This is a genomic window from Shewanella sp. UCD-KL12 (assembly GCF_001957125.1).
Classification (GTDB): Bacteria; Pseudomonadota; Gammaproteobacteria; order Enterobacterales; family Shewanellaceae; genus Shewanella.
In genome coordinates, this window is record NZ_MPHJ01000010.1 from 18,194 (window position 1) to 44,025 (window position 25,832).

Annotated in this window: 20 protein-coding genes, 1 tRNA gene and 2 pseudogenes; 11 read left to right on the forward strand and 12 right to left on the reverse strand. The window is 42.4% G+C overall.

Annotated features, from left to right (window positions below; genetic code table 11):
* Positions 1 to 21 precede the first annotated feature (21 nt).
* On the forward strand, positions 22 to 972 hold the full coding sequence (gene gshB, locus BM736_RS16745; protein WP_076414268.1) for a glutathione synthase: 951 nt from the start codon (positions 22 to 24) through the stop codon (positions 970 to 972).
* A 73-nt stretch (positions 973 to 1,045) separates the two neighbouring features.
* Entirely contained in the window at positions 1,046 to 2,386 is a 1,341-nt protein-coding gene (locus tag BM736_RS16750; RefSeq protein ID WP_076414270.1) for an alkaline phosphatase, read from the forward strand.
* Positions 2,387 to 2,397: 11 nt separating this feature from the next.
* On the opposite strand, the gene BM736_RS16755 is transcribed toward BM736_RS16750, so the two are convergent.
* Genes BM736_RS16755 through BM736_RS16765 form a run of 3 tightly spaced genes read right to left on the reverse strand, consistent with a single transcriptional unit; the run spans position 2,398 to position 6,458 of the window.
* Entirely contained in the window at positions 2,398 to 4,869 is a 2,472-nt protein-coding gene (locus BM736_RS16755) for a bifunctional diguanylate cyclase/phosphodiesterase (protein ID WP_076414272.1), read from the reverse strand.
* Between the two features lie 4 nt (positions 4,870 to 4,873).
* On the reverse strand, positions 4,874 to 6,046 hold the full coding sequence (locus BM736_RS16760) for a hypothetical protein (RefSeq protein WP_076414274.1): 1,173 nt from the start codon (positions 6,044 to 6,046) through the stop codon (positions 4,874 to 4,876).
* Positions 6,030 to 6,458 carry a hypothetical protein gene (locus BM736_RS16765; protein ID WP_076414276.1) on the reverse strand — a complete coding sequence of 143 codons (429 nt, stop codon included), beginning with the start codon at positions 6,456 to 6,458 and terminating at the stop codon, positions 6,030 to 6,032. Before BM736_RS16765 ends, BM736_RS16760 begins: the two co-directional genes overlap by 17 nt.
* A 336-nt stretch (positions 6,459 to 6,794) precedes the next feature.
* On the opposite strand from BM736_RS16765, the gene BM736_RS16770 reads away from it, so the two are divergent.
* The 3 genes from BM736_RS16770 (at position 6,795) to BM736_RS16780 (ending at position 10,955) form a co-directional block, all read left to right on the forward strand.
* Positions 6,795 to 7,826, forward strand: a complete 1,032-nt coding sequence (locus BM736_RS16770; protein ID WP_076414443.1) for a methyltransferase — start codon at positions 6,795 to 6,797, stop codon at positions 7,824 to 7,826.
* 208 nt (positions 7,827 to 8,034) lie between these two features.
* Entirely contained in the window at positions 8,035 to 9,705 is a 1,671-nt protein-coding gene (locus BM736_RS16775; protein WP_076414278.1) for a DUF342 domain-containing protein, read from the forward strand.
* Positions 9,706 to 9,815: 110 nt separating this feature from the next.
* A complete protein-coding gene (locus BM736_RS16780; protein WP_076414280.1) occupies positions 9,816 to 10,955 on the forward strand; it encodes a site-2 protease family protein in 1,140 nt (379 codons plus the stop codon).
* 626 nt (positions 10,956 to 11,581) lie between these two features.
* On the opposite strand, the gene BM736_RS16785 is transcribed toward BM736_RS16780, so the two are convergent.
* The 3 genes from BM736_RS16785 to BM736_RS16795 form a co-directional block, all read right to left on the reverse strand.
* Complete coding sequence (locus BM736_RS16785; RefSeq protein WP_076414282.1) at positions 11,582 to 12,604, reverse strand: AraC family transcriptional regulator; 1,023 nt, start codon at positions 12,602 to 12,604, stop codon at positions 11,582 to 11,584.
* Between the two features lie 16 nt (positions 12,605 to 12,620).
* The gene (locus BM736_RS16790; protein ID WP_076414284.1) at positions 12,621 to 13,388 is read right to left on the reverse strand and encodes an SDR family NAD(P)-dependent oxidoreductase; all 768 of its coding nucleotides are present in this window, start codon (positions 13,386 to 13,388) and stop codon (positions 12,621 to 12,623) included.
* A gap of 121 nt (positions 13,389 to 13,509) precedes the next feature.
* On the reverse strand, positions 13,510 to 13,764 hold the full coding sequence (locus tag BM736_RS16795) for a hypothetical protein (RefSeq protein WP_083700258.1): 255 nt from the start codon (positions 13,762 to 13,764) through the stop codon (positions 13,510 to 13,512).
* A gap of 69 nt (positions 13,765 to 13,833) precedes the next feature.
* Here BM736_RS16795 and BM736_RS16805 point away from each other — a divergent pair.
* Positions 13,834 to 14,968: pseudogene (locus tag BM736_RS16805) on the forward strand (IS3 family transposase).
* 38 nt (positions 14,969 to 15,006) lie between these two features.
* A pseudogene (locus BM736_RS16810) lies at positions 15,007 to 15,225 on the forward strand (JAB domain-containing protein); the annotation flags it as partial.
* A gap of 64 nt (positions 15,226 to 15,289) precedes the next feature.
* Here BM736_RS16810 and BM736_RS16815 read toward each other — a convergent pair.
* Positions 15,290 to 15,374 (reverse strand) — tRNA-Leu (locus BM736_RS16815).
* Positions 15,375 to 15,934: 560 nt separating this feature from the next.
* Between BM736_RS16815 and BM736_RS16820 the strand changes: the two genes are divergently transcribed.
* Positions 15,935 to 16,063, forward strand: a complete 129-nt coding sequence (locus tag BM736_RS16820) for a DUF3149 domain-containing protein (protein ID WP_076414289.1) — start codon at positions 15,935 to 15,937, stop codon at positions 16,061 to 16,063.
* Between the two features lie 123 nt (positions 16,064 to 16,186).
* On the opposite strand, the gene BM736_RS16825 is transcribed toward BM736_RS16820, so the two are convergent.
* Positions 16,187 to 16,798 carry a superinfection exclusion B family protein gene (locus BM736_RS16825; protein WP_076414291.1) on the reverse strand — a complete coding sequence of 204 codons (612 nt, stop codon included), beginning with the start codon at positions 16,796 to 16,798 and terminating at the stop codon, positions 16,187 to 16,189.
* A 236-nt stretch (positions 16,799 to 17,034) separates the two neighbouring features.
* Here BM736_RS16825 and BM736_RS16830 point away from each other — a divergent pair, with 236 nt between their 5' ends.
* Positions 17,035 to 18,666: an ATP-binding protein gene (locus tag BM736_RS16830; protein WP_076414292.1), complete on the forward strand. Its 1,632-nt coding sequence runs from the start codon at positions 17,035 to 17,037 to the stop codon at positions 18,664 to 18,666.
* A gap of 109 nt (positions 18,667 to 18,775) precedes the next feature.
* On the opposite strand, the gene pepT is transcribed toward BM736_RS16830, so the two are convergent.
* Positions 18,776 to 20,002: a peptidase T gene (pepT, locus tag BM736_RS16835; protein WP_083700277.1), complete on the reverse strand. Its 1,227-nt coding sequence runs from the start codon at positions 20,000 to 20,002 to the stop codon at positions 18,776 to 18,778.
* Positions 20,003 to 20,174: 172 nt separating this feature from the next.
* On the reverse strand, positions 20,175 to 21,008 hold the full coding sequence (tcdA, locus tag BM736_RS16840; RefSeq protein WP_076414294.1) for a tRNA cyclic N6-threonylcarbamoyladenosine(37) synthase TcdA: 834 nt from the start codon (positions 21,006 to 21,008) through the stop codon (positions 20,175 to 20,177).
* Between the two features lie 473 nt (positions 21,009 to 21,481).
* Here tcdA and BM736_RS16845 point away from each other — a divergent pair, with 473 nt between their 5' ends.
* Positions 21,482 to 22,540, forward strand: a complete 1,059-nt coding sequence (locus tag BM736_RS16845; RefSeq protein ID WP_076414296.1) for a porin — start codon at positions 21,482 to 21,484, stop codon at positions 22,538 to 22,540.
* A gap of 537 nt (positions 22,541 to 23,077) precedes the next feature.
* Positions 23,078 to 24,100, forward strand: coding sequence for a porin (locus BM736_RS16850; RefSeq protein WP_076414298.1), 1,023 nt, complete (start codon positions 23,078 to 23,080; stop codon positions 24,098 to 24,100).
* A 263-nt stretch (positions 24,101 to 24,363) separates the two neighbouring features.
* On the opposite strand, the gene BM736_RS16855 is transcribed toward BM736_RS16850, so the two are convergent.
* Both BM736_RS16855 and BM736_RS16860 read right to left on the reverse strand, forming a co-directional pair.
* Complete coding sequence (locus tag BM736_RS16855; protein WP_076414300.1) at positions 24,364 to 25,023, reverse strand: thiopurine S-methyltransferase; 660 nt, start codon at positions 25,021 to 25,023, stop codon at positions 24,364 to 24,366.
* Positions 25,024 to 25,239: 216 nt separating this feature from the next.
* Entirely contained in the window at positions 25,240 to 25,584 is a 345-nt protein-coding gene (locus tag BM736_RS16860) for a hypothetical protein (RefSeq protein ID WP_076414302.1), read from the reverse strand.
* Between the last annotated feature and the right edge of the window lie 248 nt (positions 25,585 to 25,832).

A 25,832-nucleotide genomic window follows, 5' to 3' on the forward strand; every position in this document is an offset into this window, starting at 1 on the left:
GTGAATAAAGGAAACAAACAGATGATCAAGCTCGGCATAGTAATGGATCCAATCAGCGATATTAACATCAAAAAAGACTCTAGTTTCGCCATGCTTCTTGCTGCACAAAGCCGTGGATATGAGCTTTTCTACATGGAGATGCAAGACCTTGCCATGGTAAATGGTAAAGCGATGGCGAACATGAGAGCACTTTCAGTCAAAGAAGATCCACAGGACTGGTTTGAGTTAGGCGATGCGGTTGACACACCGATGGCAGATCTTGATGTGGTCTTAATGCGTAAAGATCCCCCTTTTGACACTGAATTTATCTATGCCACTTACATGCTTGAACGTGCCGAAGAGGAAGGCGTGCTAATCGTCAACAAACCTCAAAGCTTACGTGATGCTAACGAAAAATTGTTTACAGCTTGGTTCTCAGAGTTCACCCCGGAGACAATCGTCACGAGAGATGAAGCTAGGATCCGCAGCTTCTACAAAGAGAAAGGCGATATTATTCTTAAGCCATTAGATGGCATGGGTGGAAGCTCTATCTTCCGAGTTAAAAAGAACGATCCTAACTTAGGTGTGATCATTGAAACGTTAACTAACCATGGTCAGCAATATGCGATGATCCAAGCCTTTATCCCTGATATCACCTCTGGCGACAAGCGCATATTAGTGGTTGATGGAGAGCCTGTTCCTTACTCTTTAGCCCGTATTCCTCAAAATGGTGAAACACGAGGTAACTTGGCCGCAGGTGGCCGAGGCGTCGCTCAGCCGTTATCTGAAAGTGACTGGCATATTGCCCGCACATTAGGTCCAGAGCTTAAAAAACGTGGCCTTATCTTTGTCGGCCTCGATGTCATTGGCGACAAGCTAACCGAAATAAACGTCACTAGCCCAACCTGTATCAAAGAGATTCAAGGCGCTTATGACGTAGATATTACTGGTATGCTAATGGACGCTATCGAAGCACGAATCAAAACCAGCTAGACAGTAACGAGATGACCGATGCGTTAATCGCACTCGGTCAATTTACATATTTGAGCAAGCTAGGATATTAGCAATGGGCGCTAGGCAAAAATTTATCTTCTTAAGATCTTGTGTATTATCTGGCATAGCGTTATTGGCCAGCATCAGTGTTTCAGCCAACACTGACACGCCAGTTCACACTATGCTTGGAGATGCTCCAAGCGTTCCCAAAAATATTGTGATAATGATAGGCGATGGTATGGGGCCGGCTTACACCAGTGCCTACCGCTACTTTAAAGACAACCCAGATACACAAGAGATTGAACAGACCGTATTCGATCGCCTTCTAGTTGGCACTTCTAGTACCTACCCGGCTCGCGTCAGTGGTTATGTCACTGATTCAGCGGCCTCGGCAACGGCATTAGCCACAGGCGTTAAATCATACAATGGCGCAATCTCTGTCGATGTTAATAAACAGCCTATTGAAACCATAATGGAAAAAGCTAAGGCTCGCGGTCTTGCTACAGGTGTTGCTGTAACATCACAGATAAACCACGCCACGCCAGCTGCATTTCTCAGCCATAACGAGAGCCGCAGAAACTATGACGAGTTAGCCATTAGCTATTTAAGTACTGATGCTGATGTCATGCTAGGTGGGGGACAAAGATACTTCCCAGCCAGTTTAATCGAGAAATTTGAGGCCAAAGGCTATCAATATCTTGCAGACTTTAGCCAGCTTGATTCAGTCAATCAAGGTAAAGTCATAGGCCTATTTGCTGATGTGCAGCTCCCTTGGGCTATAGATGATAAAGAGAGTAATAAACTTAGTAAAATGACCGCCAAAGCTTTGGAGCTACTATCACAAAATGAGAAAGGGTTCGTTTTATTGGTTGAAGGCAGCTTAATTGACTGGGCAGGACACAATAATGATATTGCCACAGCGATGGGAGAGATGGAGGAGTTTGCCAATGCCATCGAAGTGGTTGAGCAATTTATCAGACAAAATAACGACACCTTGATGGTCGTTACCGCCGACCATAATACAGGTGGTTTGAGCATAGGTGCCAATGATGAATATAAGTGGGATACGAGTATTCTCAGAGGTATAAAAGCAAGCCCTGATTTTATTGCCAATGATGCTCTCAAAGACGGAGACTGGCTTGCTCGCGTTACCCTAAGCTTAGGCTTCGTACCTAATGAGCAAGATGTGATTCAACTTTCTACTGCTAGAATGCAAGGAAAAGAGGTGATGACCACAGCAATAAAGCTGCTTATCGATCGCCATTCCAATACAGGTTGGACTACGGGCGGACACACAGGAGTTGACGTGCAGGTCTTTGCCACAGGTCCAGCTTCGAGCTTGTTTTCAGGCTATCAGGACAATACCGATATCGCCGCTAAGCTCATCAGCTTATTGCCTAAACAAAAGCACTAACCACATAGTTTTTAGCTCCCCAGCTTAGCAAGCTGGGGAAGTGACTCTACGGGCCAAACCCCATTACCTTCGATCTCATTAAGGATCCTAAAGGCTTTCCTCTCCTCCAATGGCTTAGAAAACAGGTAACCTTGGGCCAACTCACAATTAGCCTCAGCAAGAAACTCACACTGCTCTGCGGTTTCAATCCCCTCAGCCACGACAGTGCGCCCTAAATTATGAGCCAAGTCTATTACTGTGGTCACAATATGGGTATCGACGCTATTATCAAGTACGCCAGAGGTAAAGCAGCGATCTATCTTCAACACATCAAATGGTAACTGTTTCAAGTAACTCAAGGATGAATACCCAGTCCCAAAGTCATCGATAGCTATTCTTACTCCAAGCTTTTTCAACTCCTTCATTGCCGACATCGCCAAGTCTACCTGCTCAATAACACTCTCCTCGGTCACCTCTAAAAGTAGGCTTTGTGGGGGAATATTGTACTTAGATAGAATATGTTGAACCAATTCAATTAAACCAGGATCTAAGTAGTGTTTAGCCGATAAGTTCACCGCAAGATAAAGCTCACCCCAGCCCTGCTCTATTAGCCGAGATAAGATTGATCCCCCCTCTTCCAGAACATAGTTACCCACCTGAATGATGGCTTCACTATTTTCAATATCGGGAATGAAGTTCCCTGGCATGATCAGGCCAAGTTCTGGATGGTGCCACCGAATTAATGCTTCAAACCCTTTCACTTTGCCATCGGCTAAAGCCACAATAGGCTGCAAAGAAAGTGATAACTGTTTCTCCTCAATTGCCTTACCTATATCTTGCTCAATCATCATACGGTTATTCGCTTTTTGCAGCATCTCTTCGGTAAATACACGATAGTTACTTCGCCCAGCATCTTTTGCCTGATACATGGCAAGATCGGCATATTTAATTAACTCTTCAGCCCTGACATTACTGCTTTCACAATAAGCTACGCCGATACTGGTGGTAACAATCAACTTATGATGACCCAATACCACAGGCTGTTGCAGTGAAGAGAATATTTTATGTATGACTTTACGAACGTCTTCCTCAGAACGGATCCCCCTTAATAGAATAAGAAATTCATCTCCCCCCTGTCTAAACACAGTATCCATAGCCCTAACACTATGATTCAATCGGTGAGAAACTATCTTTAATAGCTCATCTCCCTGAGTGTGACCTAAGGTGTCATTGATACGCTTAAACTCATCGAGATCAAGAAACATCAAAGCAACCTTGTCATGGATCCGACCAACACAAGCAATGGTTTTCTGCAGTTCATGAATGAGCATGGCTTTATTAGGCAAGCCAGTTAAACTATCTAGCATGGCCAAACGCTCTAATTCAGCCGTGTATTCATCAACTTCTAACTCTAGATTTTGCATTTTGTCAGCAAGTTGGTGTGTTGCAATATTGATAAGGTCGACCTCATCGACAACAAACGACTCTCTTCTGGGAGATAACTCTTTTAAGGCTGCAAAATCATGGTCCGCAAGCTTAGGTAATAGAGTGGCGTGGCGACTTAGGCTAACAACAGGCGCCCACGCCGCGAGAATCACTAAGCAGCCCGAAAGCAATAAACTAAATAGCAGAGTGCCTAACATGCTCTCTTGAAACTCATTGAGAAGCGATTGCCAGTCATCAATATTATTGATCACTAAAATGGCGGGCGGTGCCTCCCCCTCAGCCAGAGGAAAAATCCAAAGTGCTGAATGTTCACCACCAACCTCATAAACTCCGCCATTATTTTCTATATGCTCCCAAGTAAACTGCCCAGCAGCCTGCTCTAACTGATAGAGGGTAGTGCGCCTATTGCTTATGCTGTAAACCTCTCTCCCCCAATAACTTATATTGTCACTAGCATGGATCCTCGGCCCTAAAACGGCTAACTCAAAAGTCTCATTGATCCTAAACCTTGCCAAGATACCTGTTAGTCCTGACTCCAGAAAGAGAAAGTGGGGCTCTCCTTGTAATAGACTCGGAACCAACACCTGAATAGAACAGTCCTGCTGACAGACAATACGCCAATGGGGCTGTAAACTATCACTGACCTGCTCAAACCAAAGTTCATCATCTCTATCCACACGATTACCCGCATGAGCTAAAAGCGCTCCAGAAAGAGAGAGCAGGCTTAATCTATCGAGCTCCCAGAACAACTGCAGATCTGGCCAATGGTTCTGCAGCATAGCCTGATAACCAATAACATTTTGCTCGCCAGAATCAACCAGTAAGGCAATCTGCTGAGCCGCTGACAATGAATGATCGACACTGAGCGATATTGACGTTTTTAGGTTTTGAGCCAACTCTTCGCGTTGAGAGTCAAGCAGATACCCTTGCTGATTAATCAGCTGCCTATAGGCAAATCCCCCCAGTATGCCTCCCAAAATAGTTAGCATAATGAGCACAGCGATAAGCAGTTTCCATTTAAGGCTAATAAAGAAAGTACGGCCTTGAGGAGTAGTCATATGATCACCACTGGAACCGGTATGAAAGCTGTAGTGCAAACATAGACCAATACTTTGATTGCGTTGTGGGATCAGGTGCGACAATGGGCGTCACCCAAGAAGCACCTTCAACTTGATGGTATTCTGCCGCAAGTAACCAGTCATTATTCAAGAACCATCTTGCTCCAAACGTCCAGTCATTGGTATAACCAAAGTAAGCAGGGAAACCTGTTGTGGCCTCATAATACTTTCCATCAGGATCATCACTATTATCTATATGCTTATCGAACCGTACAAAAATCTCTACTTCATGGGGTAGGTATGCTCTAAGGTCAAGATAATAGCCAACGCCTGTTTCAATGAGCTCATTGGCCATTGGTGGGAAAACCAGTCCATTAACGAGCCTATCACCAGCCATGTACTCTCCTGTCAGTTCAAAATTCATATATCTGTATTGACCAGAGAATACCCAGTTCTTTAATCTAATATTGCCAGGAAAATAATAGCTATCCGCCACAGGCATATAGCTAACCTCAGCATCATAGTAAGTCGCCCCTAATCTTAGATAGTCATTTTGAAATTCAAGATCGGCGGAATAATATTGCTCTGAATCAAACTCACCAATATCTTCATCACCCATAACATTGCGATCTAAATCCTCAGTAACATGAACCTTACCGACAGATATATGCCAATCCAAAGCACCATTTAAGATCTGATGCATACCAAACAGATCCCCTCCCTCAATATGAAGTTGAGCGTCCCTAAAATAATCGCTATAGATAGATTGCGGTAACATAATGCTAGGTCTAGTAAAGGGGACATCTCGGGTACTAGAGTAAAACCCCGTTTCGTTCTTAAATCGGCCCGCTCTTAGCCCAACAGTGCCCTCTCCCACTTGAAAGCTATATTCGGCAAATAGATAATCAAAATCTACGCCTGCATCGGCAAGCGTCCCCCACTGCCTAAAGCTAAGTGCACTAGCAAACCTGAAGTTTGTAATGGGCTTCCAGGAAACCGCAAATGCCGCTTCGGTAATATCAAAAGTGCTGCCATCTTCACCAACAATAAACTCGGTATCATCAGCTGTAATGTAGCCCTGGCCAACAAAACCATTAAATTGCCATTCAGACGCATTGAGTAGAAAAGAGAAGGTAAAGAGAGACATGTAAAAGATATATTTAACGATCAGCTTCATAAACACTCCATGTCATAGTGAAATCGTCATTCTTAATTGAATCCGCTATATAACCTATCGAACCAGGTGTTTTAGATATCCGATCTTGCATCTCCGCTTCACTAGTTAAGATTATTGGGCGCTCTCCAGTCCCTGAGAAAACCAGGCGATCCCACCTCCGTTGCAGCATATAAGGCATCATATCAAGTTGTTGAAAGCAGAAATCTTTATGCGTTTCTGAGTTAGGAGATAAGATAAAGACTTGAATTTTTTGTCCATCGGGCCAATAGACTTTTTGCATTGAAAATATCAGCCGCAACTCCTGAGCAGGCAATGGAAAGCCATTGGCTGAATCATTCACAATGACCTGTGCAGCGGTCGACTGAGCACAAAAAAGGGTTAGTAATAACATCCATGTGGCCAAGAGGCGCATTAACCAGTCTCCTTACTATCCTTTATCCACACATAACCAGTCATATTTAGCTATGTAGCTTCACAGCAACTTCAGCGGATACTTAAACCTCACGTATCTACAGCTTAGGCAAAGAATTCATACGTCGCTCAATTTTTAATAAAATTTTGCAGCTATTTACACATGAAAACGAATTCAATAATTTTCATAAATCTCACTTATCAGCGACCTAAGAGACAAGTGATTATTTGTAATGTTGTTTCTAAAAAGCTGCTTGGAATATGTATGCATAAACACAATTCACTGTGATTTAGCTTTAAGATATAATGGCAATGAAACTTACCAACTGTGGCCATTGTGTTAACTAATCCATCTCAAGTCATTCTTAGAAATAGCGAGCTCGTCGAAAACAAAAATGTATTGGTGATCAACTACGAAGATGATCAACTGCCAAAGACGCTTTTAAAAACTGCCGCTAAAGTGACGGGGCTAGCACTGGACTATCATCATCATTTGACCATGAGCGATGACACTAGCCAGAACTTATCGCTATTTTTTGGCCATTGCCTCCCCAATGAAATGCTTTTTGATACAGCAATCATCTATTACCCAAAAGCAAAAGCACTTGCCGCATACCTGATTAACTTGGCAGGTCAGCATTTGAAACCTGGTGGGCAACTGCTTGTTGTAGGTGAAAATAAGGGAGGAATAAGATCTCTGGTTAAGCAAGTCCCTCATTATTTTGACGCGCCTTTCAAGCAGGATAATGCTAGGCACTGCCTGCTCTATCAGACAGAGCTAAAAGAGCAAGCTCCCAAAATAGAACTTAATGACTGGGTCAGCCAATACCAATTAAAAACCCCACAAGGGGAAGTCACCATCTGTAACTTAGTCGGAGTCTTTAGCGAAAAGAAACTCGATGAAGGCACTAAGCTACTACTCTCAAACCTGCCAACAATGCAAGGAAGAGTACTAGATTTTGGCTGCGGTGCAGGCGTTATTGCTGCCGCACTGCTAAAAGCCCAGCCGCAACTGCAGGTCGAGTGTGTAGATATCAACGCTATGGCAATTGCATCGTGTGAGCTCACTCTGAAAGCTAATGACTTTAATGGGTTAACGTATCCATCTGATGGGCTTGCTCAAACCAAGGGCTCCTTTAATGGCATCATTTCCAACCCGCCTTTCCATGATGGATTGAAGAGTACGACCGACATTGCTAAGAATTTTGTAAGCGATAGTGTAAAAAAACTAAAAAGAGCCGGTGTTTGGCACATAGTCGCTAACAGACACCTTCCCTACAGTGACACAATTGATACATATTTCGGACAAGTTAACGTCACGGCAGAAAATAACAAATACAAAGTTTATTCTAATATTTTCAATAAGTAATTAATAACAAACGCCTGTTAAATAGCACTATTGAACACTCTCAATGGTGCTATTTTTTTGCTCAAAATCAAATTTCTCCCATTCTTATTAATCTACATTCAACTTTCACTCAGTTAGGGCTTCATAGCCCAAACTTTATGCTGTTATACTCAGATGGTAGTAAAGAGATAATAAAAAATAATAATTAATCATTATATCGGAATTGACTATGCTATCGCCCGAACTCATAGAACTAAGTGTTGATAATGCCTTTGCGGAATTCAAGGTCACCCCCAACACTCACGGCCCTCTCACCGAGGAAGCCATCTATTCTCTGCTCGCACTTCCTGATTTCGATAGCCTTTATCCATTAGAAGGCAACATCCAAAAAGCGGTTATTCAAGTCAATCAGCTTTGTGGTCAAGACGATGGCCAGTTTGAACAGTTTTTCCAGATTGCCGAGCGCCGAAACGGACAGATAGAAGTAGAAATTAGTGAAGACAAAATGAGTGCTCAAATGCAACTTACAGCAGCTTGGGGCGGTGAAGAGGTAACGATTCAAGACATTCTTAAGTCGCTAAAAACCAATAATGTTGGCATGGGGTTGAGCAAAGTTAAAATTCAGACTCTCTTGAAACAACTAACTGAACTTCAGCCTGGAAAGACTTGCAAGAGTGTCATTGCCACAGGAAAAGCCTCAATCAATGGCGTTAATGCTAGAATTGAGCGTAAAGTCCCCTTAGCCAGAGAGCGATTACTACAGCCGCAACAAAGAGAAGATGGCACAGTAGATATGCGTAACTTAGGTGCGGTCATCATGGTCAAACCAAAAGATCTTCTGGTAATTAAACATCCTTCGACGTCAGGCTCAAAAGGTTACAACATACATGGAGAGGTGCTCGAACCCACTCCAGGAAAAGACATTGCTCTGACGCCTGGTGACGGCACAGAGATAGACCCAAGCAATCCAAATCATTTAATCGCCTCTGTTGCCGGCCAGCCAGTTGAAACTAAGTCAGGAATGAAAGTTGATGATGTGCTGAACATTAAAGATGTTGATGTCGGTTATGGCAATGTCGACTTTAAAGGCAGTATTTTGATCACCGGCGACGTCCATGAAGGCATGGTAGTAAAAAGCACTGGCGACATTACTGTTATGGGCTTTGTGGATTCATCAAGTCTGATCGCCGAAGGTGATGTCATAGTCAGCAAAGGGATTATCGGTAGGCAGCTCAAAGAGAAAGAGCTCTCAACCAAGATTAAAGCCAACGGCCAGATATGTGCTCAATTTATCCAATACTCAGATCTTGATGCCCAAGGTGAAATATTAGTCACTAAACAGTTATTGCACAGCTATAGCAAAACTAAGCAAAAACTCACTGTAAGTGATGCAAATGGCCGACGCGGCGATCTTGTCGGCGGCATTGTAAAAGCGGATAAAGGGCTGAAAGCCGTTGTCATTGGTGCTACGGCTGGTACTAAGACCGAAGTATTTTGCGCGATGAAGCAAAGTGATCTGAAGCAAAACCTTAAGGAACTCGATCAAAGCATTAAGGAGATGGTAGTAGCAAAACTTGAGCTTGCAGCGCGCCTGAAAAAGCTGCCACCAAAAAGCGAGTGGCAAGGTGATGAAATGATGGTCGAGCAGGTCAAAATGATGCTTGAGCAGAAACAGAAGATGGCAGATGAGCAAGCAAAAGAGGAAGCTGAGTTTGAGTTCATCAAGCAGGAGATCGAAGGTTATTATCAAGATAACCGAATAGAAGCCAATAAACATATTTTTGCTAACGTAGAGATCCATATCGGTAACGCATTTATTCGTACTCAAAGAGAGCACGGTACTTGTACGGTTTTCAATCAAAATCAAGAGATCACCTTCGACTACAACGCAAAAAACTAATCAAGCACCAAATCTATTATTTAATACGCTCCTAGCTTCTAGGAGCGCTACTCGCTTCCCTATCGCTTTCCATGCATAATCCCTCCTAGTAAAAATCAAAGAGAAAATTTGTGGAATTATTAAGAATTGATTGCCTAGGTAAAGAACTTAGACTCGAAGGCTCGATGGCCGGCTGGCAACAACTATTTTGGGGCGATACTTTAGTCTCTGTTAAGCAAGCTTCAGCTGATAATGAGGGGCTTAAAAGCCATCAATTTGAACTATCTTCACAAGCTAGTCCTGTCAACAGCCAAGCTGCAACTGGTGAGCTTTCTGAACTCGATACTCAAGCGTTCAAGATTCAAATATCTCTGGAGGTCGATCTTACCTGGCAGCCTTTCAAGCTCAATTATAGATTATTGAAAGATGATGAGCTCATTGCAGAAGGCAGCCGTGATACTAAAGATATTGAACGCCAGGTACCGGTAAAGCCAATAGAAGCACAAAGAAAATTCAGCTTAATTGGCCTAGCATCATTAGGATTCAAGCTTTTAAAAAGTGCTAAAGTTATCAAGGTTGTATTAGCAGGGGCCAGTGTTGCGGCGTATTCTTGGCTATTCTCCTTTCAATTTGCAATGGCACTTATCGCTTGCCTCGTATTCCATGAGTACGGCCATATAAAAGCGATGAAGTATTTTGGTATGAAAACTAAAGGGATATACCTCATTCCCTTTATGGGCGGCCTCGCTCTCAGCGATGAGAAAATTAATACTCGCTGGCAAGATGTTGTGATATCAATAATGGGGCCGACGTTTGGCCTAATCATGTCACTACTGGCCCTCGTCGCTTATTGGCTTACCGGTAATGTCTTTTTTGCAGGGCTTGCGGCCTTTAACGCACTGCTAAACCTCTTTAACCTATTACCTATCTTACCACTCGATGGTGGGCATATATTAAAGAGCGTTAGCTTTTCAATGAACAGTATCGCGGGCCTATCAGCCTGTATAGCTGGAGCTGCTGTAGGTGTCTATATCAGTTATACCTTAGGGCTGGCATTGTTAGGGTTTCTATTATTGATTGGCAGTCTAGAGATAGGGTTTGAATGGAAGACTCGCCACCAAAGTCACCTGCTGCCATTAGATCGCTACGGGCAGATCTTCTCTACCATTTGGTACTTTCTCACGGTCGGCGCTTTAGTGGGCATTATCTGGTATCTAGCAGGCTCTGGTGACGACATGTTAGGTCTGCCACTAAAGATTCTACAAAGCTAACTCATCGCTAAGGTTTCTTAAAAACAGGCAGAGTTTATTCTGCCTGTTTCAAACGAGCTAATCGTCATTAGAAGAGGTTAACCTATAACTAGGTTTGCTCAATAGAAGCTAAATAAGTCGAGACCAGCTTCACCTACCTCCCTTCTCCTAAGTAATCAGTAAGCAGTAGTCATCACCTGTACAAAATAGTCGCCCCATATTTAGCCTCCAATGCTGAATTGCTGTACCTGTACCCTTGCAGTACAAACTCATATCCAGAGCAAGGTAGTAACCAAGGAGACAGCTAAAGCTCAAAATAAAGCTAAACAAGGGACTTATGGTGAAATAGGGCTAGGGGATCTGCAGGCAATTAATGAAGAGGTCTGACACTGAATTTAAGACATAAAGTTCTTATCTCTCTAATGAGAGTATCTCTTAATAAAGAGTATTTGATTGGTACCGGAGGACGGACTTGAACCGTCACGCTCGAAAGCAACGGATTTTCAATTCACCGCTAACATTTTGAAATAGTTATAAATATTTGTATTTTTTCTGGATCTTTTTTGCATTCTCTAGGGATCGCGTTGGATCTAGCTTGCAAGCGTTGAGCACAGAATCGACTCTCTGACTATAACTAAATGAATGACTTAATGCAGTGATCCTGATTGAGAATGATTACTCATCCTCCAGTTTGATGGCGTTTCCCCTTCCCATAGTTTAAAAGCTCGATAAAATGAATTCTGATCTTCGTAACCTAAAAGCACAGCAATCTCATAAAGACTCATTTCTGTATCTAGTAGATAGCTCTTCGCTGTCTGCCTTCTAACCTGAAGAAGAAGGTCTTTATATGTTTTTCCTTCTTCGGTAATTCTTCGTTGGAGTGTACGAGTACTTACACCTAGTTCTTTAGCAATGAAGTTCACTGTCGGGCTCCCTGCTGACAAGTTTCTCTCTATTACCCATTTAACCTGACCTGAAAAAGAACCTTTATTTCTCTCTGCTTTTAATTCATTTTCTAGTTGAGGAAGTATCATATTCGATAACTCGCGGTTATAAGTTTCAAATTCTAAATCTAGGTTTGAATTCCTGAAAGTTATCGAATTCTTTTGGCTACCGTACCGAATATCGCAACCAAAGTATTCTTCAAGGTAACTGGTTTCCGGTTTATCTCTTGTCAGTTCAAGAGATTCTGCTCGTATGTTAGTCTTTGTCCCCTTAATACCAAGTTCTAATAAAGATCCAAACGTAGCATCCACAAGAGCATCAGGTATAGATTTATCCGTATTCAACCACTCTATTGTTATGGATGTAATATCTGTTCCATCTCTTATCAGCATAGCTTCCGGTGCACACAACCTTTTAAATCGAGCAACGCGATAAATGGCATCTCTATAGTTTTTAGCCAAATACGCATTGTAATATGAAGGCGGTAACTGAGCTGTTTCCAGTTTTTGAGAAAATTTAACACCGATAGAAATGTCATTAGCCAAGTCTGGCAATACTTCCCAAATGGAGAAGTATTGCTCGACTGTCGCCGCCTGATGACTTAGCAGTATAGATGCAGGAAGGTGGGTTTTCGCTGCTATATCTTGTTTGGAGATGCTAAGTCTCTCCAAACCAAACCAAATGATATCCTGAACCCTAACACTGTCAGATTTATACTGCTTCATCAACGTTATCCCTTAGCTATTTAGCCTGAAAACCACCATCAATATTCAGAATATGACCTGTAACAAACGATGCTTCATTAGATAGAAGCCAGCAAATGCCATTAGCCACCTCTTGAGGGTTACCCATACGATTCATTGGATGCATCTGAGCAATCATATTCTCATCATAAGTACCCAATTCAATAGCTCCAGAAATAATATCTGTCTTAATTGCACCGGGAGCAACTGCATTGATACGTATATTTTCAAGTGCGTGGTCAAGAGCAGCAGATTTGGTTAATCCCACGACAGCATGCTTAGTTGCAGCATATGTACCAGACCAAGGCATACCGTTTAGTCCTGCAATAGATGCAAGGTTTACAATAGAGCCACTACCTTGTTTTCGCATTTGCTCAATTTGTGATCTCATACAATAGAAAAGCCCAAGTACATTCGTATCCAGCATTTGCTTGAATGCCTGAGTTGTCGAGTCGCCAATGGTCTTGGTTTCGTTCGCAAGACCTGCATTGTTCACTGCCATATCCAGTGAACCAAACTCTTTTACAATGTAATCAACCATACTGATGACCTGCTCTTCATCAGTTACATCATTTTGGAGAAACAAAGCCCTAGCAGAATTTCTTAGCGTAAACGCCAACTCATTCAGTTCCTTCTCTACATCTTTTCCCTGCTCTGCTCGCCTGCCAGAAATGACAACATGATAACCTTGTCTAATCAGCTTTTCCGCAGTAGCTTTACCAATACCTGTAGCTCCACCTGTGATCAAAGCAACCTTATGTGACATAGTAATACCTCTTTAATGTTCCGTTCTTATCTGCCATTACAATGTAGCTGCAAACTCATCATTTAACTCTAGCAAACAACGCCAGTCATTCTTCTATTCGCGCCAAACATGTTAAAAGTCATCACGGCATAAAAAACAGGCACAATTTGTTACCATCCAAGTCCCTAACATAGCCACCATAAAAGCTCTCATCATCAGGATTTGGAGCTGATAGCACTTTCGCACCAAGTCGCTGTGCAGTCTGATATATCCTATCGACTGAACCTTTGTCTTCAAGCCTCAATCCAACCAAAGTCCCATTGCCATAAGTCGCTTCGTTACCATCAGAGGGTGCACAGATACCTAGAAGCGGACCTTTGTCATCAGTCCAAGTCACAATAGTATTGGACTGCCCCGAGTCTTATGGACAAATTTCACCTAAGCTTTTTGCATAGGAGATATGTTTATGAGTGGACAACGATATACCCCAGAATTTAAAGAAGAGCCGTTAAACAAGTGCTAGAACGTGGCTATACAACTGCTGATGTTGCGGCACGTTTAGGCGTGTCTCAGCACAGTGTTTATAAATGGGTCAAAGCCGCAAAACCCTCTTCCAGCCAATTGAGCGACGATGAACTTATCGAGGCCAAAAAAGAAATTCTTCGGCTTAGAGGTCAACTTAAACGGACTGAAGAAGAGCGAGATATTCTAAAAAAGGCCGCAAGGTACTTTGCAAGCCAGCCCGAGTAAAGTATCAATTTATTCTTGAACATCAACACTGCTTTAAAGTGCTTACTATGTGTCGTGTGCTGAAAATCGCCAGGGCTGGTTATTATGCGTGGCTGCATGAGTCTGTATCGGTACGGGCTCAAGAAGACCAACGGTTACTGCAACTTATTCGCTCATCCTATGATGCGAGCTATGGCATTTATGGCTATCGACGCGTAAGCCTCGATCTCAAAGAGCTGGGAGAATGCTGCGGTAAAAATCGTGTCCACCGGATCATGAAAGCTAACGATATTGCGGCTGTACGGGGTTATAAACGTCACAAAGGCACCTATGGCCGCCCCTCTATCGTTATGCCGAACCGACTCAACAGAGAGTTTTCCGTTGAAACACCGGATAAAGCCTGGGTGACTGATATTACCTACATCAGGACCTGGCAAGGTTGGCTTTATTTAGCGGTGGTACTCGACCTGTTTTCCCGCAAGGTCGTCGGCTGGTCGATGAAACCAACCTTGGCCAAGGAGATCGTGCTGGATGCCTTATTGATGGCTCTATGGCGTCGCAGGCCGACTGAAAGTGTAATAATACACTCAGACCAAGGCTCACAGTACGCCAGTGGCGACTGGCAAAAGTTCTGTCAACGGCATAACCTTAAACCAAGCATGAGTCGTCGCGGTAATTGCTGGGACAATGCGGTGGCCGAATCATTTTTTAGCAGCTTAAAGAAGGAAAGGATTAAAAAACGGATCTACAAAACCCGTGAACTGGCGCGTAGCGATATTTTCGATTACATCGAGGTATTTTATAATCGCCAACGACGCCACACGCACCTCGGTGGAGTGAGTCCAGAGGCGTTTGAAGCAGTCTCAAAATGAGGCTGTTAAATGTCTAGGGTTCTGGGGCCAGTCCACTTCGCCCATGTGAAGTATTACGAACGGCTGTGATGTTAAATGCGCCCGCAATTATACTTGTACATAACCACCCGTCAGGGTATCCAGACCCCAGCAGTAGTGACATAACAATAACTAGCAAAATAGTTGAATGTGGAAAACTGTTAGGTATAGATGTGCTTGACCATATAATAATTGGCGAGAGCAGCTTTGCAAGCTTAAAACAGCTAGGTAAAATGTAAGTTAACGTATTGAATTTAAGATACAAAAAAGCCCAGCTCGATTAAGAGCTAGGCTTTAATATAATGGTACCGGTGGACGGACTTGAACCGTCACTTCCGAAGAAATCGGATTTTGAATCCGACGTGTCTACCAATTCCACCACACCGGCAGTACCTTTTAAGCTTATTCAGCTTTGCAAAGTTTTCTGAATCTTTCCAAATAACTTTGCAAAACTTTGCAAGCAAATATCGGTTATTCCATTACCAATATTTCATTCTCTTTCAAATACTTATCAAATCACACATCGAAGACGCTGTGATTTTTGAATCCGTCGTGTCTACCAATTCCACCACACCAGCTTAATCAAATAGACTAACTAAAATCATGATGACCTCAGTAAGTGACGGGAATTATACCTTTGAGCCTGCTAATGGCAAGCGTTTTAAAAGCATATCTCTGCTGACCGAACAATTTTCGGTCTTATGACTGCATTTTACGCGCTAAAGCCACTCCCCCTAATACAGTTAAACACTCATTGTCAGCATCGATAATGCGGTATTTCTTAAATGACTAATTAAGCCAAGTGAGATGCTACGCAAACAATTAACATTTAAGCTTCAGTTTTATAATTATTCGGCTAAAAAATTGATCGAGATCAGCAAGTTGACCTGTAAACAAGATTAGTTTAGGAGATAAGTAAACAATATAGATTTGAAAGAGGATTTCACTATGGCTTTTTGGCTAGATTTAATGTTCGGTAACCCAATCGGGCTGATGTCCATGATCGTTATTTTTGCCACGATAGGCATCATGTCTTACCTGATGTGGATGTTTATTCAGAAGTCTAAGCCTGAATAAAACTTTCAACTCTCACGGTTTAATGAAGGAGTAGGTAGTGCCTGCTGTTTCTAATGCAAATGGGGGCGTTCGCCCCCATCTTTTTGTCCACTGAAATATAAACTGCAATCAGTAATAGATAACCTAGGCCGCGTGCTTTCTTGGCCCTGTTAGGTTATTGGCAAAAGTCGGCCTCGCTTTAATTAGATTCTGCATCTCTTCTTGACTCGGCTCACCCACAGGTAGCCTGAGTACCTGGCGATTCAGGTATATTCTTGCCCGCATTGAGATCTTATAATCTGCTGTTGGCCCCTGTATTGCGTAATGCTTTTGATTGCCTAAATGCTCAATAATATTGGTCGCTACAAGGCTTTTGACCGCTGTCTCATCTTGAGGAAGCGTTAATACGGTTTCACCTTGTAGAAAAAACTCTCGCAGTAATGCACGCTCAGTCGGATCCAATAGCTTAACCTTCTCCTCAATCACCTCTGTGGCTCGCTTAGTCTTTAACACACTAATCGCTTCATCTAAAAAGTAGTTCACAACTTGAGTGATGATAAAAGCAATACCAATAATGAAAGCTAAACCAATGTAGTGAGAATTAGCGCTAACTACCTCGTCTAAGTGTACAACTGAGAGTATCCCTTTAGGTGCAAACAACAAGGCACCACTTACTATCGCCAACCATAGCATGGCGCTAAAAATTAACTGTTTTGGTGCGGATGATTTAAATATCTGTGTTTTAATTTTTTGCATTGGGATACCTAGTGTCAAAAACCCATTCTTACTCAATTCAAAAGCAAAATTAATGCCAAAACCATATAAAACTAGTTTATTAATGAAAATTGATATTTTTTGTTAATTTTTAAGCAACTAAGTCGAGAATTTATCGCTGTGGGGTCTATGCTTATGAGGGGATGCTTACTTTGACATAATTCAGAGCCGTAGGTGAGCAAGCGTGATTAACGATTCAGGCCTTAAGAAAAGGATCCATGCAAACTTTTACAAGCAAATTAATCAAAAGCCAGATTGGCCGTAAGTTAACTATTTCAATCATATTGTTTAGCTCATTAATCACCTTACTCACCACTGGGTTTCAGTTGATCAATGACTATAAGGGTGATGTCGACCGTATTTCTCGACAGTTTACTAGTATAGAAAAAGTTAACTTAGATGTACTCGCTGCGAGCATCTGGGTGATCGATGAAAGGCTCATCAACACACAGCTAAATGGATTAATTCAACTGCCTGATATTACCTATATCTCCATCAATGATGACAGTGGTCAAGTGTGGATCTCAGGAACTCCAACACCTGAAAATACTATCGAAAAAACGTTTGAACTATTTTATAGCTCAGGAACCGACAGCATTCCCGTAGGCACCTTGCTTGTGCAGGCCGATCTAAAAGCGGTATATGAGAAGCTACTGGACAGAGCGATTATCATCTTGCTTTCAAACGCCATCAAAACCTTTATTGTCGCTGGTTTTATTCTGTTTCTGGTTTGGTACATGGTGGCTAGGCATCTACATCGCCTAAGCATCTATTGCCAAAAGATCGATCTCGATACTCCATTTCAACCTTTAAAATTTGATCAAAATAACAAGAAAGGCGATGAGTTCCATCAAGTGTCATTAGCCATTAATACCATGCAGCAGCAGCTGCGAAACTCCTTCTCCGATATAAAGCAATCTAAACAAGAACTCCAAGATGCGTTAACCGACAGAGAGCGGCTCCTCGCACTGGAAACCAGCTATAAAGAGGAACTCGCCAAGCAAGTCAAAGAGAGGACCCAAGAGCTTGAACAATCACTACTGGTGTTAAAGCGTGCTCAGGAGGTGTTAGTCGAACAGGAGAAAATGGCAGCGTTAGGAGGGCTAGTTTCAGGCGTGGCGCACGAGATAAATACCCCTATCGGTATCTGTTTAACAGCCGCAACATCACAGCTGGTTCATGTCGAAGAGTTGATTCTATTAATACATGGTGAAAACACAACTATAGAGGAAATTAACGCAATTCTTGCTGAATATCAGGAGAGCTGTGAACTGATTGTCAGTAATATCACTAAGGCAAGCACCCTTATTCAGAAATTTAAAACTGTGGCTGCACAGCAGAGTCACGAGGAGCTAAAAAGTTTCAATCTCAAACAAGCGCTTATCGATAGCCATGAATCAATGAAAATACTCTTCGATAAACAGATCGTTGAAGTTCAGTTCGACTTAGACTCACAGCTAGAAATAATCACTAACCAAAGCCTACTGAAGCAGATCACAACCAATATTCTTTCCAATGCCTACTCCCATGCATTTAAAAATATAGAAAAAAGCATCATCATTATCAGAGCTAAAATCGTCAATAATATGGTCAACATATCCATTCAGGATAATGGTTCTGGTATTTCAGCAGAAGCGGCAAGCCACATTTTTGAACCTTTCTACACCACATCGAGAAATCAAGGTGGAACTGGGCTAGGGTTATCTGCGGCTTATAATGCTGCAACTCTTCTCAGAGGAAGTATTAAATTTGAAGACGAATGTGAATTAGGAGGAGCCTGCTTCCTTATCTCATTCCCTATCGTTCAGTCTCATACTATAGATGACGAGAGCGCAGCTTATCAGGTATAAGCTGCACCATTTGACCCACTAATTGCAGGCTTCATCCTTAGCCGTTGATTCTAGTTTCTAGCTAATAATTCTAACGAATGCTCTTAACTATGACTTCTAGCTATGGCTTCTAGCGATGATTTTTGGCTGTAATTTCACAAATATCGATAATCACCCGTACTGCAGCTTCCATTGACTCCACACAGATGTACTCATGCTTACCATGGAAGTTATGCCCACCAGTAAAGAGATTAGGACATGGAAGACCCATATAAGACAGCCTTGAACCATCGGTTCCGCCTCTTATGGGTTTAACCAGAGGAGTAATCCCCTGACTCATCATCGCCTCTTTGGCGATATCTATAATATGGGGATAAGGTAACACCTGCTCCTTCATATTAAAGTAACTATCAGTTAACTCTATCTCTAAGCTACCCAAAACAAGATCACTATTAAATTTGGCGACACGTTCTGATAACCACTGTTTACGCTTCTCAAATAAGTCGAGATCAAAGTCACGAACCAGATAGGTTAACTCAGCTTCCTCAGTTTGACCTTGCATATTAATTAGATGGAAAAAGCCATCATAATCTCTGCTGCCTTCAGGGGTGTCATGCAGTGGCATTTTGGCATGAAAACGAGCCGCCATTGTCTGAGCGTTCACCATCACACCATAGGCAGATCCAGGATGACAGTTGTTACCTTTAGCAGTGATCACAGCCGTAGCAGCATTAAAGTTCTCAAATTCAAGTTCACCTATCTCGCCACCGTCAATGGTATATGCCCATTGAGCACCGAAAGCAGGAACATCGAAATGATCAGCGCCTCTGCCAATCTCCTCATCGGGAGTAAAGCATAAACGTATCTCTCCATGAGGGATCTCAGGGTGGGTAATGAGATGATGAAGTGCCGTAATAATTTCAGCAATCCCCGCCTTATCATCACCACCGAGCAGGCTGGAGCCGTCAGTTGTGATCAGGGTTTTACCTTCATATTGCAGCAAGCTCGGAAACTGCTCAGTACTTAACAGCTCATGCTCTCCTAGCAAGATATCTTCACCTGAATAGTTAGCAATTATCTGGGGATTGACATCTGCACCGTTAAAATCAGGCGCCGTATCTAAGTGAGCAATAAAGCCAATACAGGGGACGCCATCAAGTGTCGCTGGCACACTCGCCGTTAAATAACCTTTGCTAGATAGCTCAACGCTGTCAAAACCTAACTCCTCCAGCTCCAGCTTTAGCACTTGAGCAAACTCAAGTTGCGAAGGTGTACTTGGACACGTTTGCTGCTGACTATCGGACTGAGTATCGAATTTAATATATTGCAAAAAGCGTGTGAGCATCGCCTGTCTCACATGGCTGTAATTAACAGTGCTTGTCATAATAGATATGCCAGTAATGAAAGTGGCCTGAGTCTAACAAGCCACCTTTGGCAAAATTTAGATTTTGATCAATGTTTGCGGAATTACCCTATGATCTAGATCATTCCAACAGGGTAAACTCCTATCGGTATAACTATCAGGGCAGCTATTTGTTCGCTTGATTTGCCAGCTTAATCAGCACCCGGCTCGCAGCGATGAATCCAAATGTTCCAGTCACAACTGTGACGGCCCCAAAGCCTGATGCACAGTCCATTCTCATGCTGCCGTCGACATTCGCCTTGCTATTACAAACACTACCATCAAGCTGAGGGTACACTAGCTGCTCAGTCGAAAACACCGCTTCAATGCTGAAACGTCTTTGCAGGTTCTTTGAAAAGTTATACTCACGTCTGAGAATATTTCGTACTTTAGCCAGCAGTGGATCTTGATAAGTCTTCGCCAAATCTGTCACTTGCACCTGAGTCGGATCGATCTGCCCTCCAGCGCCTCCAACTGTAACTAAAGGCAGTTTCTGTCTTTTACACCAAGCTATCATCGCCGCCTTAGGTTTTACTGCATCAATACAATCCACCACATAATCCAACATGCCGGATTGGCCTTCTTTGGCGTATTTTTTACTAATAAAATACTCACCTAAGTTGTCAGCAGTAATAAAGTCTTCCACCTGATTGACCTTACACTCTGGATTAATCTGTAAAATACGCGCTGCCATCACCTCAACTTTAGACTCACCTATGGTCCCTTTTAGCGCATGGATTTGTCGATTGGTATTAGTTACACAGATATCGTCAAGATCAATGAGAGTGATCTCTCCAATTCCGCTTCTTGCTAAGGACTCAGCAACCCAAGTACCAACGCCACCAATACCGACCACAGCGACATGGGATTGAGCAAACCGATCTAAGGCTTTTGTTCCGTATAGACGACCAATACCTGCAAACCGATTTAAATATGCTTCAGAAAGCAACTGATTTTCCAACTGTAACTCCAAACAAAAAGTAGCGAATAACTAAAAAGCTTATGCATATAGCCTAGAGCTAGATTTTATCTTATTTCCTCCATAAAAACTAAAGCAAAAAGACGAGTCCCTTGTTCAAAGTAGAAGCACTCAAAATACAGCACGCCATACAGTACAAAATATCGTCACCTTGGTTAATTTACTTAGAGAAATATTACCAGTAAGAAACACCCTACCGTTCACTGTTATCAAGATATCTCACTAACAAAAAATCCTTGTAAAATAACGTGATGCATATAGCAAAAGATCGTCAGCCCGTGATCAAGATCCCATAATATCATGACGATTCTATGACAAACTCGAAGCCGACAAATACAGATATAAAGCTTCAGCTATCGAAACCTCTGAAGCTGATTGATGAGTTAAATTCCCATTTAATTAATTGTGTTCATTGGTAGTTCCACTAATGAACAGCTAGTAACAGGAAGACCAAAATGAAGAAAACTGTTCTGTCCGCCACGATTCTATCAACTCTTGCAGTCACCTCTTTTTCAGCCCTTGCTGATGGCCCAAACTTCTATGGTAGAGCAGATCTCGCTTTTACTAACTCAGACGCAGGTATAGCAACACAGAACCAAAAAGATGGTACTGTGATTGAAAATAACTTCTCTTGGTTAGGTGTTAAAGGCACTGAGAAGATCAATAACGATCTTGAAGTGATCTACCAGATGGAATTCGGTGTAAGTAACTTCGATAACTCAGGTAGCACCTTTGCGGCTCGTAATACTTTCTTAGGACTTAAAACTGTAGCTGGTACCGCTCTCGTTGGTCGTAACGATACGGTATTTAAAGCAGCGGAAGGTGGCTTTGATATCTTTGGCAACACCAACTCAGATATCGATCTATTAGCCGCTGGTCAATCTCGTACTGCCGATGGTATTAGTTACTACTCGCCAAAAATTGCCGACTTGGTCACTTTCAATGCGACCTACTTAGTTGAAGACAACTATGTAAAATATGATGGCGAAGAGCGAATTGATGCAGGTAATATGTACGCATTAAGTGCCACCTTAGGTGATAAAGCGCTGAAAGCACAAAACTACTTCCTGTCTGCAGCCTATAACGACGGTATTGATGATGTAAAAGCATACCGTGGTGTGGCTCAGGTCAAGCTAGGTGATGTGATCTTAGGTGGTTTCTACCAAAACAGTGAACACGTTGACGAAAAGTACTCAAACCTTGAGGGTGATACTTACTTTGTTAACGCCGCTTACGTTATGGGTAACCTGAAGCTAAAAGCGATGTACGGTAGTGATGATTCTGGTTTAGGTAAATACGTTAGCCGCTTCGTTGGTAATGCCGATGGCGCAGGAATGGAAACAGTATCTAACGTTGATCTTCAGCAATTCAGCGTCGGTGCCGATTACCGCATCAGTAAAAGCACCCTTTTCTATGGCCACTACACTAAGTACGATGGCGATATGCAGCTAAATGGCGTAAGCCAAGACCTCAGTGATGACATCTTCACTGTTGGTATGCGCTACGACTTTTAAACCCTCTTATCGCTAAATGTTTCAGTTTTATTAAGCTTAATAAGCGATAACAGTAAAAAGCGGCTATTTCGCCGCTTTTTTTATTAAACGTAAAAATTAGCCAAATCTCCTCCCAGCCTCCCTCTGTGCTTCATGAGCTTTTTTAGTCTTCAAAAGCCAATAACCTAATACAAACGTCTATTTTTTAACAAAAATGAAGCAAACTCCATTTTTTAGATTACAATATTACCAACACCTTAATAAGCATTGATTAATATTATATTGATATGCTGAACTACTCACTTTTAGGTAGCTGATAAGTTGGATTTTTGCCACTTTTGGGTGAAATGTAGCCAAGAAGGTCCAATTAGTCACAAATCGACCAGACTCTGGCTATTTGCTTGTAAAAATTTGATCTAGACCACAATTTTATTGACATAAAACTGTAAACTTCGGCCTCATGTTTGTTACAAGAATGGACGCTTGCAACAAAAATAACCAACCATAAATAACCATTTTAAAATGGAGAAGAACTTAGGTTCTTGGGAGCACTTAAACATGAAAAAATCTTTAATTTCTGCATCAGTTGCATCTATTCTTACAATCGCTTCTTTTGGCGCTGCTGCTGAAGGTCCAAACTTCTACGGTCGTTTAGATCTATCTGTAACTAACTCAGATACAGGCGCTACCACTCAAAACGGTAAAGAAGGTACTGTTTTTGAGAACAACTTCTCTCACGTTGGTGTTAAGGGTAGCGAAAGCATCACTAACAACATCGATGTTGTTTACCAGATGGAGTTCCAGGTAGAGAACACTACTAATTCAGGTGATACTTTTAAGGCTCGTAACACTTTCCTAGGTCTTAAGAGCGCTGCAGGTACTGTACTTGTTGGCCGAAACGATACTGTATTTAAGCAGTCTGAAGGTGGCGTTGACCTTTTCGGTAACTCTAACGCTGATATCGATCGTCTAGTTGGCGGTCAATCACGTAAAGGTGACGGTATCTGGTACTACTCACCAAAGATCGCTGATCTAGTGACGTTGAATGCCACTTACCTAATGGAAGACAACTACACGAATGAAGCAAACGAAACTTCATACGAAGACCAGTACGCACTAAGTGCAACTATCGGTGACAAGAAGCTTAAGGCACAGAACTACTATGTAGCAGCGGCTTACAACACTATCGGTGGCATCGATGCATACCGTGGTGTAGCTCAAGTTAAATTGGGTGACTTCAAAGTAGGTGGTCTATACCAGAGCACTGAAAGCCAAACTTCTGATAAAGAAGGTGATTCTTACTTCGTTAACGTTGCATACAACCTTGGCGGCGTAAACCTAAAAGCTGAATACGGTAAAGATGAAGCTGGTTTCGGTAAGTACTACAGCAACATTACTGACATCGATGGTTCAGATGTAAACGTTACTGTTATCACTGTTGGTGCTGACTACAAAGTTGCTAAATCAACTATGGTTTACGGCCACTACGCTATGTATGAAGGCGACCACAAAGTTGGCGGCGTTAAAGTTGACCTAGAAGATGACAACATCTTCACTGTTGGTGTACGTTACAACTTCTAATTGTTGAGTCTTATGACTCTATAAACGATTTAAGATTTTGTTAGCAAAAAAAGCGACCTGATGGTCGCTTTTTTAATGTATGAAATAAGGCAATAAAGATAGAGCCGAGTACGGCTGAAAGCGCCTTCGAGAACGCGACTACGTCACTACGAGGGCGGCCTTCGGCCTGAGAGATCGTAGCCAACTTGTTGGCAAACTCGAAGGGAATTTGTTCACGATCTCGTAGCGAAGCGCTCTAGAAGTGAGCTTGCAAGACTACTTGCTTACCCTTTCCTGATTAACTTATACGATGACTCAGTTAACCAAGGTACGCCTTTACTCACAAAGCGCTGGTTACCGGCTAACACATCATCACTACTGAGTAGTTCAACCTCGAAATATTCACTTAAATGAGTCTGTACCCAGTCATTAGAAACAGCAAATGGTGGGCCTTTTAATGCTTCTTGCGGATAATCTAAGGTGATTAATAGCCCAATGCTTTTAGGTGGAATGAGTGAGGCTATCTTCTCAACGTATGCAATGCGCATCTCTTGAGGCCAAGCTATCAGTGCGGCGCGATCGTAAAACGCATCAATATGACTAAATCTGTCGGGCTGGAGCGTAAACAGATCCCCCTGCAGTATGCTCACTTGTTCTGTAGAAAACTGGTTTACAGAATCGAGTGGCTCAACGCTAAAGGGTAAATCATTTTCAGTATAAAACTGTTCAACAGCGGTTTGACTAAGCTCACAACCTAATACGCTATGCCCTTGCTCTGCCAAATAGCACATGTCCAAAGACTTACCGCATAGAGGAACAAAAACATTACTCTTACTTGTAAGCTTTAATTGAGGCCAATGCTGGATCAGCAGCTCATTGACTTGGCCTAAGTGAAATCCTATCTGTTTCGCATCCCATTTATCGTGCCAGAAATTGGGTTCCATAACTTAACGTACTCCTATCTACCTCGCAATATCGTCACCATTAAAAGGTAATATCAACTGAGGTCACTATGTCATGGCGATAGTTATACCTTAAGAGGGACAAAATGAGAACACTCGCTGCAAAGCATTAGCACAGGTGACAGACTGAGAGTCTAAGATAGGAAGTACTTAGCTAAACTTTGCACTCATTTCACTTAAACTAAGACTTAGCTAGAGCTAGTCTAGGGCTAATACCTTCTGCGTCTTTCTTAGCCAGACACAGTTATCACATTCACAGTTTCTTCGAGACAGATGGTGAGGTGTCAGGTTTGAGTCAATAAAATCCACGGCAATAAGCAGTTGCTGCTTAAGGTCTTTTACTGATTTTTCCTCGACTGCGACTAACTCATCATTATGATTCATCCAGATACACTCCATGCCTTGGTGGCAATTGAGGCACTGTTCATCACTGGTGTTAAAGAAACCTGCGTGAGGACAGAACTTTAACTCCATCGACTCAACGATACGTTTACGGGGATACTCTAATAACTCAATTAATAGGGCCTTGTCTAACTCTGGCATATGCCCTCCTCTTTACTCTTTAATTTGATTACACATTAAAGATTACCTGCCACGCATTTTAACTGGCTTGATTTAGGTCAACATCGGTTACGATAAAATACTTTAGGGGCCGAAAAAACCACACATGCAAGGGCGCTACACAGCTTAATAAGTCTCTCGAGACATCTCGCACTTTAAACTGGCTTAGGGTTATACTGAACGACACATCTGACTCCAACAAAGAGTGCTAACCCAAACCAATGTCGCCG

What these genes read in the sequence shown, in the direction of transcription:
- gshB (WP_076414268.1), top strand. Translation starts at nt 22, where the DNA reads ATGATCAAGCTCGGCATAGTAATGGATCCAATCAGCGATATTAACATC.
- BM736_RS16760 (WP_076414274.1), bottom strand. Translation starts at nt 6,046, where the DNA reads ATGAAGCTGATCGTTAAATATATCTTTTACATGTCTCTCTTTACCTTC.
- BM736_RS16790 (WP_076414284.1), bottom strand. Translation starts at nt 13,388, where the DNA reads ATGTCACATAAGGTTGCTTTGATCACAGGTGGAGCTACAGGTATTGGT.
- BM736_RS16765 (WP_076414276.1), bottom strand. Translation starts at nt 6,458, where the DNA reads ATGCGCCTCTTGGCCACATGGATGTTATTACTAACCCTTTTTTGTGCT.
- BM736_RS16755 (WP_076414272.1), bottom strand. Translation starts at nt 4,869, where the DNA reads ATGACTACTCCTCAAGGCCGTACTTTCTTTATTAGCCTTAAATGGAAA.
- BM736_RS16785 (WP_076414282.1), bottom strand. Translation starts at nt 12,604, where the DNA reads ATGAAGCAGTATAAATCTGACAGTGTTAGGGTTCAGGATATCATTTGG.
- BM736_RS16830 (WP_076414292.1), top strand. Translation starts at nt 17,035, where the DNA reads ATGCAAACTTTTACAAGCAAATTAATCAAAAGCCAGATTGGCCGTAAG.
- BM736_RS16860 (WP_076414302.1), bottom strand. Translation starts at nt 25,584, where the DNA reads ATGCCAGAGTTAGACAAGGCCCTATTAATTGAGTTATTAGAGTATCCC.
- BM736_RS16855 (WP_076414300.1), bottom strand. Translation starts at nt 25,023, where the DNA reads ATGGAACCCAATTTCTGGCACGATAAATGGGATGCGAAACAGATAGGA.
- BM736_RS16820 (WP_076414289.1), top strand. Translation starts at nt 15,935, where the DNA reads ATGGCTTTTTGGCTAGATTTAATGTTCGGTAACCCAATCGGGCTGATG.
- BM736_RS16845 (WP_076414296.1), top strand. Translation starts at nt 21,482, where the DNA reads ATGAAGAAAACTGTTCTGTCCGCCACGATTCTATCAACTCTTGCAGTC.
- BM736_RS16750 (WP_076414270.1), top strand. Translation starts at nt 1,046, where the DNA reads ATGGGCGCTAGGCAAAAATTTATCTTCTTAAGATCTTGTGTATTATCT.
- BM736_RS16850 (WP_076414298.1), top strand. Translation starts at nt 23,078, where the DNA reads ATGAAAAAATCTTTAATTTCTGCATCAGTTGCATCTATTCTTACAATC.
- BM736_RS16775 (WP_076414278.1), top strand. Translation starts at nt 8,035, where the DNA reads ATGCTATCGCCCGAACTCATAGAACTAAGTGTTGATAATGCCTTTGCG.
- BM736_RS16825 (WP_076414291.1), bottom strand. Translation starts at nt 16,798, where the DNA reads ATGCAAAAAATTAAAACACAGATATTTAAATCATCCGCACCAAAACAG.